At 63.1% G+C, this 12613-nt stretch carries 11 protein-coding genes; 5 read left to right on the forward strand and 6 right to left on the reverse strand.

Annotated elements, in window-relative coordinates:
* Positions 1-125: 125 nt before the first annotated feature.
* Both EK373_RS23490 and xseA read right to left on the reverse strand, forming a co-directional pair.
* A complete protein-coding gene (locus EK373_RS23490; RefSeq protein ID WP_129646516.1) occupies positions 126-965 on the reverse strand; it encodes a M23 family metallopeptidase in 840 nt (279 codons plus the stop codon).
* Positions 962-2650, reverse strand: coding sequence for an exodeoxyribonuclease VII large subunit (gene xseA / locus EK373_RS23495; RefSeq protein WP_198683583.1), 1689 nt, complete (start codon positions 2648-2650; stop codon positions 962-964). The genes EK373_RS23490 and xseA overlap by 4 nt, the downstream gene beginning before the upstream one ends.
* 147 nt (positions 2651-2797) lie before the next feature.
* Here xseA and guaB point away from each other — a divergent pair, with 147 nt between their 5' ends.
* Positions 2798-4264 (forward strand): IMP dehydrogenase, encoded by a 1467-nt coding sequence (gene guaB, locus EK373_RS23500; protein WP_129646518.1) that lies wholly within the window; start codon positions 2798-2800, stop codon positions 4262-4264.
* 4 nt (positions 4265-4268) lie between these two features.
* Positions 4269-5849, forward strand: a complete 1581-nt coding sequence (guaA, locus tag EK373_RS23505) for a glutamine-hydrolyzing GMP synthase (protein WP_129647342.1) — start codon at positions 4269-4271, stop codon at positions 5847-5849.
* Here guaA and EK373_RS23510 read toward each other — a convergent pair whose 3' ends face one another.
* The gene (locus EK373_RS23510) at positions 5850-6341 is read right to left on the reverse strand and encodes an LEA type 2 family protein (RefSeq protein WP_129646520.1); all 492 of its coding nucleotides are present in this window, start codon (positions 6339-6341) and stop codon (positions 5850-5852) included.
* 232 nt (positions 6342-6573) lie between these two features.
* Here EK373_RS23510 and EK373_RS23515 point away from each other — a divergent pair, with 232 nt between their 5' ends.
* From EK373_RS23515 to EK373_RS23525, 3 genes are all read left to right on the forward strand, one after another.
* Positions 6574-6762 (forward strand): hypothetical protein, encoded by a 189-nt coding sequence (locus EK373_RS23515; protein ID WP_129646522.1) that lies wholly within the window; start codon positions 6574-6576, stop codon positions 6760-6762.
* A 114-nt stretch (positions 6763-6876) separates the two neighbouring features.
* The gene (locus EK373_RS23520) at positions 6877-7263 is read left to right on the forward strand and encodes a DoxX family protein (RefSeq protein WP_129646524.1); all 387 of its coding nucleotides are present in this window, start codon (positions 6877-6879) and stop codon (positions 7261-7263) included.
* 47 nt (positions 7264-7310) lie between these two features.
* Entirely contained in the window at positions 7311-7895 is a 585-nt protein-coding gene (locus EK373_RS23525) for a YhgN family NAAT transporter (protein WP_129646526.1), read from the forward strand.
* On the opposite strand, the gene EK373_RS23530 is transcribed toward EK373_RS23525, so the two are convergent.
* From EK373_RS23530 to EK373_RS23540, 3 genes are read right to left on the reverse strand one after another with little or no spacing between them, the layout of a single operon-like run.
* Positions 7843-9216: an ELWxxDGT repeat protein gene (locus tag EK373_RS23530; RefSeq protein ID WP_129646528.1), complete on the reverse strand. Its 1374-nt coding sequence runs from the start codon at positions 9214-9216 to the stop codon at positions 7843-7845. The genes EK373_RS23525 and EK373_RS23530 overlap by 53 nt on opposite strands.
* Positions 9216-10244 carry a ThuA domain-containing protein gene (locus EK373_RS23535; RefSeq protein ID WP_198683584.1) on the reverse strand — a complete coding sequence of 343 codons (1029 nt, stop codon included), beginning with the start codon at positions 10242-10244 and terminating at the stop codon, positions 9216-9218. The genes EK373_RS23530 and EK373_RS23535 overlap by 1 nt, the downstream gene beginning before the upstream one ends.
* Positions 10245-10254: 10 nt before the next feature.
* On the reverse strand, positions 10255-12393 hold the full coding sequence (locus EK373_RS23540) for an outer membrane protein assembly factor BamB family protein (RefSeq protein WP_129646530.1): 2139 nt from the start codon (positions 12391-12393) through the stop codon (positions 10255-10257).
* Positions 12394-12613: the final 220 nt, after the last annotated feature.

Genomic DNA, 12613 nt, shown 5'->3' on the forward strand with positions numbered 1-12613 from the left:
CTGCAATGAGAGAGAAATTGCGCCTGAGCAAGCGAATCGCTGGCCTGGCGACAATTAGGCGGTGCGGAGATAGAGACGCTTAATCTCCGCAAAATCTGCGGAGATTAAGTCCGGTGCATGGAGCCTTACTTGCTGCCAATGAACAGCGCCGGATCCACCATCGCGCGGTTCAGCGCGACGCCCCAGTGGAGGTGCGGGCCGGTGACGCGGCCGGTGGCGCCGACGGTGCCGATCAGCTGGCCTTGGTCGACGCGATCGCCGAGTTTTACTTTGATGGTGTCGAGGTGGCAGTACATGGTCACGAGGCCGTCGCCGTGATCGATGTAGATCGTGTTGCCGTTGAAGAAGAAGTCGCCGGCTTCTACCACCGTGCCCGCGGCGGGCGATTTGATGGGCGTGCCTTTGGGGGCGGCGATGTCCATGCCGGAATGCGGATTGCGCGGCTGGCCGTTGAACACGCGGCGCGAGCCGTATGAATCGGAGCGCACGCCTTCCACGGGTGACAGCAATTGCAGTGACGGCGTCTCCAGCGCGGTGTACTTCGACAGCGCCGCGTCCGAGCGCTTCGTCTCAGCGCCAATGCGCTTCAGATCATCCGGATTGGGCTCGACCTTCCGCTGATCTTTGATGGTCAGGTACTGAGTGCGATATTTCTTGTCCGTGATGCGAAAGGGCACTTCGGTCGTGCCTTGAGTGGTGCTGACCTTGACCTTCAGCTCCCCCGGCTTCTCTGCGAGTGGAATGCCAACAACGGCGACCCATTGATCGTCGCGACGAACGACCGCGACCCGATGCGTATTGAAGATCACCGTGGGCGCCATCTCGCCACCCGGCACGGGCACGAGCGCGATGCCGCCGGGAACGCGGCTTTCTTTCGGCAGCACTGCGGCGCCGGCGGCGAAGCCGGCGAAAAGCAACAAAGCAGCGGAGAAACGAAGCAAGCGAGACTGGATCGTCGAGGTCATTGGTTCTCGTCATCTCGATGCGGCGTGATCTGCTCGACGCGAGCTTGCAAGGTGCCGCGGGACAAACGGGTTTGAATGATGTCGCCTTTGTTCACTGCCGCGGCATCAGTAACGACCGTGCCTTGGGCGTCGGAGACAATGGCATAGCCACGCTGCAAGGTCGCAAGCGGGCTCACTGTATTCAACTTGCCGGCCGCGAGCGTGAATCGTGCTTCCAGCTTGCGCAGCTGTCGTTGCAACGAGGTCTCCATGCGCCGATCGGCAATCTCGACTCGACGGTGCAAGGTCGCGATGCGGGCGGCCGGAGACTGCTGACGCAAATTGCTGGCCGCGTGACGCAGCCGACTCTCGGCGATGCTCACGCGCCGCTGCAAAGACGTGCCCAGCGTCTTGCGTGCGATCTCCAATCTGCCGCGCGCGGCGGCGACGCGCAGGGCAGGCGAGCGCTGCCTCAAATGTGCAGCGAGCTCGACGAGCGTGCTTCGACGCTGAAACAACCCGTGCCGGATGCACCGACTCAAGCGCTGCTCCAAGTCATCGAGACGTTGCGCCTTCTGTCGCAACTCCACGCCGGGATGCACTTGCGCGAGACGCCGCTCCAGCCACACGAGCCGTTGCTGTCGAGACGCCATGTTTCGCACCATCGCGGTTCGCACGCGGCGGCCGAGCAGGTCGACACTGCGTGTCCATTCATTGCAATCGGGCGCGACGATTTCCGCCGCACCCGACGGCGTCGGCGCACGCACGTCGGCGACGAAATCGGCGATCGTGAAATCGACTTCGTGACCGACACCGGACACGACCGGAATCTGACAATCGTAGATGGCGCGCGCGACGACTTCTTCGTTGAACGCCCATAAATCCTCGAGCGAGCCCCCGCCGCGAGCAACGATCAACACATCGCACTCGGCGCGCGCCGACGCCATGCGAATGGTTCGGGCGATCTGGCCCGCCGCGCTCTCGCCTTGCACCTGAACCGGATAGATCAACACCGGGATCGTGCAGAACCGGCGGCGCAGAATATTGAGCACGTCGCGAATGGCCGCCCCGGTCGGAGAGGTGACGACGCCGATGCGTCGGGGCAGGCGAGGCAGCGACTTCTTCCGGTTCGTGTCGAACAGGCCCTCGGCGGCCAGCTTGTTTTTCAGCTGCTCGAAGCGCCGGCGGAGCACGCCTTCGCCCGCTTCCTCGATGTAGTCGGCGATGAATTGATACTCACCGCGCGGCTCGTAAAGGCTCACGCGTCCGCGCGTCAGCACGTGCATGCCGTCCTTGGGCGTGAAGCGGGCGCCGAGGTTCTTTTGACGGAACATGGCGCATCGCAGTTGGGCGGACTCGTCTTTGAGCGAGAAGTACCAGTGGCCGGAGGAGGGGCGCGACAGGTTGGAGATCTCGCCCTCCATCCACAGCGACGGCAGGCCCCGCTCCAGGAGCATGCGCGCCTCCTTGTTCAGCCGACCGGGGGTGTAGACATCCCGTTCAGGCTCGGTGGAGGCGGGCGTCGGCCCATCGATATCGTCTATCGGCGCGCGCACCGGCGCCCGGGCGGCCTTACGGACCGGCGCAGTGGCGGCCTTTCTGGCCACAGGAGCGGGTTCGGCTGGCGGCGCGGCGGGCGTAGTCTCCGCAGGCGGCTTCGGCGCCGGCGGGGGCATGGAGAAGTCGAATTCCAGTTCGCGATTCATGCCCGGAAGGCTACAGCCTACGTCCCGGGTGCGCACGTCCGGCGTTGCCTGTCGGGCCAGATGCCCGGCTCGAGGCAAGATACATTTACCGAAGGGGCTCCGCCGCGTACAATGGCGTGCTTTCATCGATAACCCGCGGGCACTCCCATGCGTATTCTCGAGGAAGCACTCACCTTCGACGACGTGCTTCTGGTCCCGGCTTACTCCAATTTCCTGCCGCGCGACGCTGACCTAAGCACGCAACTCACTCGCGCGATCCGACTCAATCTGCCCATTCTGTCCGCCGCCATGGACACGGTCACCGAGGCGCGCCTGGCGATCACCATCGCGCAGGAAGGCGGCATCGGCATCATCCATAAGAACATGAGCGTCGAAGCCCAGGCGCGCGAAGTGGGCAAGGTGAAGAAGTTCGAAAGCGGCGTCATCCACGACCCGATCACCATCTCGCCCGACAAGACCATTCGCGAAGTGCTGGAGCTGACCCGCTCCAAGAACATCTCCGGCGTCCCGGTCGTGGTCGGCTCCAAGGCGGTCGGCATCGTCACTCACCGTGACCTGCGCTTCGAAACCAAGCTCGACGCGCCGGTTTCCACCGTCATGACCCCGCAAGAGCGCCTCATCACCGTGCGCGAGAACGCACCGAAGGACGAAGTGCTGGCGCTGCTCCACAAGCATCGCATCGAGAAGGTGCTGGTCGTGGATGCCAACTTCAACTTGAAGGGCATGATCACGGTCAAGGACTTCCAGAAGGCCACCGAATTCCCGCGTGCCGCCAAGGACGATCGAGGCGCGTTGCGCGTCGGCGCCGCGGTCGGCACTGGTGCGGACACGATGAAGCGCGTCGCTGCGCTCCGTGAAGTCGGCGTCGACGTGATCATTGTCGACACCGCGCACGGCCATTCGAGCGGCGTGATCCAGATGGTCCGCGAGATCAAGAGCACCTGGCGCGATCAGCAGGTCATCGGCGGCAACATCGTTACCGCCGAGGCGGCGTTGGCGCTCGTCGAGGCGGGTGCCGACGGCGTGAAGGTCGGCATCGGCCCCGGCTCGATCTGCACGACCCGTGTCGTGGCCGGCGTGGGCGTGCCGCAGATCACGGCGGTGGCCAACGTCGCCGCTGCATTGAAGGATTCCGGCGTGCCGTTGATCGCGGACGGCGGCATTCGCTTCTCGGGCGATATCGCCAAGGCGCTGGTCGCCGGCGCCAATTCGGTGATGTGCGGCGGCATGTTCGCCGGCACCGAAGAATCGCCGGGCGAAGTCGAGTTGTATCAAGGCGCGTCGTACAAGTCTTATCGCGGCATGGGCTCGCTCGGCGCCATGTCTCAGGCGCACGGCTCCAAAGACCGCTATTTCCAGGACGCCACCGCGGAGCTGGAGAAGCTGGTGCCGGAAGGCGTCGAAGGCCGCGTACCTTACAAAGGTTCGATCGTCACCATCCTGCACCAGTTGGCCGGCGGGCTGCGCGCAGCGATGGGCTACACCGGCTGCCGCACCATTGAAGAGATGCGGACGCGGCCGCAGTTCGTGCGCATCACGAACGCCGGTGTGCGCGAGAGCCACGTTCACGATGTGACTATCACAAAAGAAGCACCCAACTACCGTGTCAGCTGATACTTTGCCTCGTTCGGATATTCACGCGCACCGCATTCTGATTCTCGATTTCGGTGCGCAATACACTCAGCTGATCGCTCGCCGCGTGCGCGAAAGCGGCGTGTATTGCGAGATCCTGCCTTGGGATGTCACGGATGCCGAGGTGCGCGAGTTTGGCGCGAAGGGCATCATTCTCTCGGGCGGTCCGGAGTCGGTCACGGACACGAAAGGTCCGACGGCCCCGCAGGCGGTGTTTCAAAGCGGCGTCCCGGTGCTGGGCATTTGCTATGGCATGCAGACGATGGCGGCGCAGCTTGGTGGCCGCGTCACTGCCGGCACGCATCGCGAGTTCGGCTATGCGCAGGTGACCTCGTCGGCGCCCTGCAAATTGTTCGACGGTCTGTTCGATCACAAAGACGCGCAGGGCCGCGCGTTGCTCGATGTGTGGATGAGCCATGGCGATAAGGTCGATGAGCTGCCGCCAGGCTTCGTGGCTGTGGGGTTCACCAGCAGCGTGCCGCTGGCTGCAATGGCTGACGAGTCGCGTCACTACTACGCGGTTCAGTTCCATCCCGAAGTGACCCATACGCTGCAGGGCGAAAAGATCCTCGAACGTTTCGTGCGCGAGATCTGCGGCTGCGAGGCGCGCTGGAGCGCGGGCAACATCATCACCGATTCCATCGCTCGCGTGCGTGAGCAAGTCGGTCGCGACAATGTGCTGCTCGGCTTGTCGGGCGGTGTCGATTCGTCCGTCGTCGGCGCGCTGTTACATCGCGCCATCGGCGATCAGCTCACCTGCGTGTTCGTCGATCACGGTCTGCTGCGGCAGGGTGAAGGCGATCAGGTGATGGAAACGTTTGCTCAGCACATGGGCGTGCGCGTCATTCGCGTCAATGCCGAGGAACGGTTCCTCACTGCGCTGAAGGGTGAAGTCGATCCGGAGCGCAAGCGCAAGATCATCGGCCGGCTGTTCGTCGAAGTGTTCGAAGAAGAGGCCGCCAAGCTGCAGGGTATTCGCTGGCTCGCGCAGGGCACGATCTATCCCGACGTCATCGAGTCTGCCGGCTCGCGCACCGGCAAGGCGCACGTGATCAAGAGTCATCACAACGTCGGCGGCCTGCCCGAGAAGATGAATCTCAAGTTGTGCGAGCCGCTGCGGGAGCTGTTCAAGGATGAAGTGCGCAAACTCGGCGTCGAGCTCGGCCTGCCGCGCGAGATGGTGTATCGCCATCCGTTCCCAGGCCCCGGCCTTGGCGTGCGCATCCTCGGTGAAGTCACCAAGCAATATGCCGATCTGCTCCGCAAGGCGGACACGATCTTCCTCGACGAACTGCGCAAGCACGATCTCTACGATCGCACCAGCCAGGCGTTCGCGGTGTTCCTGCCGGTGCGCTCGGTTGCTGTGATGGGCGACGGCCGTCGCTATGACTATGTCATCGCGCTGCGAGCTGTGGAGACCATCGACTTCATGACTGCTCGCTGGTCGCGCCTGCCTTATGAGTTCCTGGATCTGGTGGCGCGGCGGATTTGCAACGAGGTCGATGGGATCTCGCGAGTTACCTACGACATTTCGGGAAAGCCGCCGGCGACGATCGAGTGGGAGTGATCAGCCGGCGTCATCGCCGTCCGTGCCCGGCGCCGTCAAATCGAATTCACCTTGCGTGCGGAATCGCATGCTGTTGAAGGCCGGGCCGTTGAGCTTGCCTTTCATCTCATAGGTGATCGGTCCGGCGCCACCGCCCCGGAAGATGTTGACGGCCTGGCCAGCCATTCGAAACGCGGAGGCGGTGATCGGTACGCTAATGAGGGTGTCACCGAAGCGCGGCACACTTCCGCTGGCGTCGCTGACGCCGGTCGCGAAAGTTTTTCCCTGTACGATCATCTCGACGGCCACGCCGTTGTAATCAACCGGCGCGTCGTTCGGATTCTGCACTCGTAATTTCACGAGCATGCGCAGCTCCAGCCCCTGGCCCTGGAGTGGCTCGATCCCGGCCACCGTCACCTGCAGTGGATCGCGACCGCCAAGGGTTGCGCAACCCGCTGACGCCAACAAGGCGATCGCGAACGCAATGACCGGTATGAGGCGTGGGACGATCATGCGGCCGGTCGGCTGGGAAACTTCGGATCGAGCAACAGCATGCGGCGCAGTCCAATCCTGGAAGCGGCCGAGTCTAGTAGCGGGAAATTGACCGTGCAACGACTCACGGGTGCCTCAAACCGCAACGCCTCGGAAGGTTGAGCGAGCAGATTCTTCACAGCGTGGGCGCCGCAGAGTGGGTTCAGCGGACGCCCTATTCAGGCGGAGTGAGGGCTGCCCTAAGTTGGCGCCCATGCAAAACCAAGTTCGCGGCCGCGCCCGAATTCCTCGCCTCACCTTGAACGATGAGGACGATAAGTCGTCCAGCCCGTCCTATTTCGAGTGGCGCGAGAAGACGATCCGCACCCAGGCCTATCGGCCCGAGCCGAAGCCGCAGCCCAAGGTCAATTCGCTGATTCGCCTGTTTCGTCGATTTGGCTGAACCCGCATAGACAGCCATGAAAGTTTGGTCACCTCGGCTGTCGGAACTCGCCTACTGACCGCGTCCTAGGGTCGAATGCTCATTTCGACCAACACCGCCGCTGGCGGAGGGACCATGAAAGCGACACCGACGATCTGGACGGGCAGAGTGCTCACTGCGCTGTTCGCCCTGTTTATTCTGGGCGCCTCCGTTGCGCCGAAGCTGCTCGGCCTGCCCGTGGCCGAGGAGACACTGCTGCAGCTTGGCTGGCCGCCGGGCTACGCCTTCGCCATCGGCATTCTCGAGCTGGCGTGCCTGGTGCTCTATCTCTATCCCCGCACCAACATCCTGGGCGCCATCCTGTTCATGGGCCTGTTCGGCGGCGCCATGGCCACCCAGATCCGGGCCGGCAGCCCGCTCTTCAGTCACCAGCTCTTCAGCATCTATCTCGGCCTGTTCATGTGGGCCGGCCTGTGGCTGCGCGATCCGCAGGTGCGGGCGATGTTTCCGCTACGGCGTTAGTGCCGCTCCCATAGTCGCGATCAGCCTGTTTGTGAGATCCTGGGTGGATGGACATTCTTTCCGCCGTCATCACGCTTTGGTTGATCATGGACCCGCTGGGCAACGTGCCGGTGTTCCTGACGGTGCTCAGTCGGGTGCCGCCGGAGCGGCGGCGCAAGGTGCTGGTGCGCGAAGTGTTGATCGCGTACGTCGTCCTGATCCTCTTCATGCTGGTCGGCGATCGCGCGTTGACGTTGTTACAGATCAAGCAGGAGACGATCAGCATCGCCGGCGGCATCGTGTTGTTCCTGATCGCGGTGCGCATGATCTTCCCAGCGCCCGGTGCGCATGAAGAGTCGCTCAGCGACGAGCCGCTGGTGGTGCCGCTGGCGATTCCCCTGATCGCCGGACCCTCGACGCTCGCGACGTTGCTGTTGCTTCGAGCAACCGCTGAAAGCACGTTCCAACTCTGGCTCGCAACAACCATTGCCTGGTCGGCAACCGCAGCGATCCTGATCGCCGCGCCGTTTTTCTATCGCGCGCTGGGCGAGCGCGGCTTGATCGCCATGGAGCGCTTGATGGGCATGGTGCTGGTGATGATCAGCGTGCAGATGTTCCTGAATGGAGTGGCGACGTTTCTGCATTCGGCTTGACGACCCACAGCCGCGCCAGGCCTTGATCGTCGTCGGCGACGAACGCGATGTGCTCGCCCAGGACGACAAATTCGTGGGGGTAGGAGCTGTCCTTTCCGGCACGCACGTCCGACATCATCGCGAGCGCCTGTGTGCGCTTGTTCGCGCTCCAGGGTTCCCAGCCGTGTGCCGACGTGCCTGCGGCGAAGTAGAGTGTGTCGCCGATGGCGGTGAGTTGGCCCGGCGATGAGCTGTCCGTTCCGGTGTTGAGATCGGCCGTGATGCGCGTACCGCTGCTTGTGCCGTCGCTTTGCCACAGTTCAACGCCGTGTTTCCCATCCATCGCTGCGAAGAAGAGAGTGTCGCCCGCGGCGACGAGATGACTCGGCAGCGAGCCTGCGACGCCGGGGCGAATGTCCATGACGAGTTGTGTGCCTCGCTCAGTGCCATCGGTGCGCCACAGCTCGAAGCCGTGCCTGCCGTCGTCGGCCTGAAAGTAGATGTGATCGTTGAGTCGCTGCAGGTAGCCCGGTCGCGAGGCGGCCGGGCCGGGGCGGATGTCTTTGATCAATCGCGCGTTTGCTTGTGCATCGGTGCGCCACAGTTCGATGCCGTGAGCCTCGTCAGCGGCGACAACCACGACAAAGTCGCCAAACGAACTCAACGAATACACAGTGGTGTCCGGTGAGCCAGGATTGATGTCGCTGACTCGGCGCGTACCGGACGGTGTGCCGTCGGTGACCCAGACTTCCGTACCCGCGGCCGGGTCGCTTGCGACGAAGAAGAGACGATTGCCCGCTGCGGTGAGGTGACGTGGCATGGAACCCGCCGAGCTGGGAGAGATGTCAGCGACCAGAGAGGTGGAGCTCGCCGTGCCGTCGGTCCGCCATAGCTCATGACCATGCGAGCCGTCGTTGGCGACGAAATAGAGATGATCGCCCGCAACGGTGAGCGCATTGGGTGTCGATGCGCCTGGGCCTGGCTGGATGTCTTTGACGAGCGTCGTGCCTTGCGTACTTCCATCCGTTGCCCACAGCTCGATGCCATTGGCGCCGTCGTCCGCCGCGAAGAAGACGCGATCGCGGAACGATGTGAGAAAAGCGGGATAGGAGCCCCGGAAGCCGGCGCGAATGTCTTTGACCTGGCGCGTACCGGCGTCGGCGCCGTCCGCGATCCACAGCTCAAAGCCGGTGTCGGGGGCCGACGCGCCGAAGTAGAGGCGATCTGTGACCACTGTCAGTCCAGCCGGCGCGGCGAATGAAGCTCTGCGCTCATCCGCCGCGCCGTGAGGAGTGATGCCGACGCTGATCAGAACAGCCAGCAGGACACGCTCAAGGCTCATCAATATCCGCGCCCACTGGTGCAGAACGGCGCCAAACCCATCGCCGACTTGATGCCATTCACGATCATTTGTTTGAACTGCGGTTGACCGGGGAATCCCGAGCCGTCAGTGAACGCCGCGCCATCGTGGCCCAGGGTCGTGACCCAGGAGCGGCCGCCATCGTAGTACTGGCACCATGTCACAGGATGAAAGTCGCCGTGGCCCGGATGCAGCTCGCGACGCGTGGCCAACGTGTTCTCATCCACCGTCGCGAGGAACTTCACGCGCGTCGGGAAGGGCTCGAGGTTGTACCACTCATCGCGGAATGGCCAGGTCTTCGGCAGGCCATTGGTGGACGAATCGTTGCGCGAGACGATCTTCACCATCCCGTCCTGATTCGCGCCGTGATCGTAGTAGTTGGCGTTGCCGAGCAGTCCTTCGTACCAGGGCCAGTTGTACTCCGTGCCGAACGCGTTATGAATACCGACGAACCCGCCGCCAGCGCGGATGTATTGTCGCAGCGCCGTCTTCGCCGCATCCAGGTGCGCGCTGGTGGAGGTGTTGACGGCGAATGCTGGATCGATCGCGCGGCCGTGCGCCTGCAGTGTGTCGCGAGTCGTGCTGGCAAAGATCACGGCCTTGTAGCGGTGCAGATTGGAGAGGCGCGTGACATCTTCGGTCCAGTCGACTTCGATGCCTTCCTGTTCCAGCCAGCTCTTGAGTGCGTTCTGCACCACGTTGCCGGCGCCGAGCGGCGGGTTCAGCCCAGCCGCAAGACGAGGGCCGAGATTTGCGTGTCGCGGCCCGGCGGTGCGCGAGTAGATCAGCACGCGATTGCCTTCGCGCTCGGCTGCTGCCCAATCGTGATAGCAACGAGGATCGACGCCTCGGCAAACGTTGTATGCGGGGTCGTAGCTGCTGTTCTTGTCGTGGCGATCGTAATGATCGTCGTCGTCATAGCCGCGATCGCCAGCGGCGGCAGTCAATGAAAGTCCCAACGTTGCGGCAGCAAGCCACGCAGTTCGCATCAGAGCTTCTTTGTTCGTCATGTTCTATCCCCTATGGATTGTTGGTCGGCTGCACGACTTCCACCTTGCCCGTCGGTCGCGGGCTGAAGCAGTCGTTGAAGAAATACTCGCCGGGCTGATCGAACCGATACGTCGCCGACTCACCGGGCGCGAGGCTGAAGTTGAACAAGCCTTCGAAGAACTGCGTGGCGCAGTGGGTGTTGAGGTTCGTGGCCGGGTTGGTGAAGGTCACAATCGTGCCCGGCGCGACGCGCAGGTGAGTCGGCGCCATCCCGTTGACCGCCGTCGACTCAGTCGCGCCAACGGTATTGGTCGCAGCGTTGTACGTGCGAGCGAGAACGACGGTGTTGGCCACGACACTACCCTCGACAGGACCACCGGAGACCGGCCGGCGAACGACAGGCCCGGGTGGAGTCGGTGCCGGCGCGAGTTTGCCGCCGAGCTTGAACGCCCAGAGATTGTCACCGCGCGGTGCCGAGTTGCCGTAAGGAATGCCGGTGCCGCCGGCATAGATCGCGATGTATTGCTCGCCGTCGATCTCATAGCTGATCGGGCTCGCACTAATGGCCGCACCGGTCTGGAATCGCCACAGCTCTTCGCCATTGCGCGCATCGAGCGCCAGCAGGTTGCCATCAGGCTGGCCGATAAAGAGCAGATCCGACGCGGTTGTGAGAATGCCGTTGCCGTGAGCCAGCGAGTACGGCATGCGCTTCTTCCAGCGAATGCGATTCGTGCTCGGATCGACCGCGACGATGCCGCCGGTCTGGTACTCGCCCGGCGGGCGCAAGCCATTGCTCGATTCGGTGAGCGAATGAGCCGAGGCCACGTAGCCAAAGCCCGTGTACATCAGGCGTGTGCTGTGGCTGAACGAATGATGATTCCAGTCCGCGCCGCCGCCGTGACCCGGAATCGAGAGAATCGGAACATCCCAATGGGCTGGATAGATACAGCCACGCTCATAGTTGGGGACGGCACGATTGGGATTACCTGGAACTGCAGTGCCCAGCGGTTGATCGACGACGCACGTTTCTGTCCACGCGCCTTGGCGAGGGAACGGCTGAGTCGGCGATGTTTTCTGTCGCGGCTCTTGAGCCACGGGCACTTCGTCGATGCCGAGCGGGGCGCTGCCGTCGCGGCGGTCGAGGATGTAGTACATTCCCGACTTGCTGCCATAGACGATGAGTTTGCGATCGCGCCCGCGGATCTTCGCGTCGACGATCACGGGGGCCATGACGTTGTCCATGTCCCAGATGTCGTGATGAACGGACTGAAAGTGCCACTTGTAGGCGCCGGTGTTCATGTCGAGCGCAACGATGGAGTTGCCGAACAAATTGTCGCCGCCGCGCGTCGAGCCGTCCTGTGAAGTGCCGGCGCGAATGTTCCCGAATGTGAAGTAGACGGTCTTCAGCTCGGGATCGATGGCGGGATGGATCCAGGGAGCCGCGCCGGCTTCCTGCCACGTGTCGCCTTCCCAGGTGTCATTGCCGAACTCGCCCGGGCCGGGTGCGCCCCAGAAGTGCCAGAGCTTGTCGCCGGTGGTTGCGTCGAGCGCCAGCGCGGCGTTTCGATCGGCGTCATTCGTGCCGATGAACAATCGACCGCCGTAATAAACGACGGCGACCTTTTCGACATTGCCCCAGCCTTCGTGCTGCCGCTCCCATACGACCTCGCCGGTATCCTTGTCGAGCGCGACGACATAGTTGTCGCCGGACAGCGTGAACACCAATCCTTGGCCCACAGCGACGCCGCGACGCGTGAGAGTGCCGCGCGTCTGCAGATATTTCCATTTGGTCTGTCCGGTGCGCCCATCGACCGCGATCACGTTGCCAAGCGCAGATTCGATATAGATGACGCCATCGACGACCACCGGCGTGCTCTGATTGGTGCCGGTCGTCATGCCGCCTTCGATCTTGTTCAGCCATACGGCGCCAAGCTTGTGCAGCTTGGCGCGATTGATTTGTTTCAGTCGGCTGTAGTTCTGGTTGCCAAGATTGCCGCCGACTTTGGGAAAATCTTCGTCGCCAGCCGTGCAGCAATCTCTGAGATCGGCGGCGCGAGGGTGGGGCTTGCGATGACCGCCTCGACCGTCGTCGGAGTCGTCGCCGGCATGGGCGAGCGGGGCGAGAAAGAGCGCAGCAGTCGCAAGAGACAGGGCGAGTTTGAGCTTCATCGAAATCTCCGTGACACGTTGTTCGCGTCCGTCGATGGGCGCGACTAGAGAGCGCCGCACTTGGCGCAACGAGGCTGATGACCGCTGGATCGAAAGGCTTTAGGGCAGGGGCGGCCCGCGCGAGCAGGTAATCGGTGTCACGACTTCGTGACCGGCGGCCGCGCGCATGCGCTCGTCATGCAAATGATCCATTCGCACGCCCCCTACATCGTCGTTTGTT

It is taken from the genome of Peristeroidobacter agariperforans, from assembly GCF_004138335.1.
GTDB classification, from domain to species: domain Bacteria; phylum Pseudomonadota; class Gammaproteobacteria; order Steroidobacterales; family Steroidobacteraceae; genus Steroidobacter; species Steroidobacter agariperforans.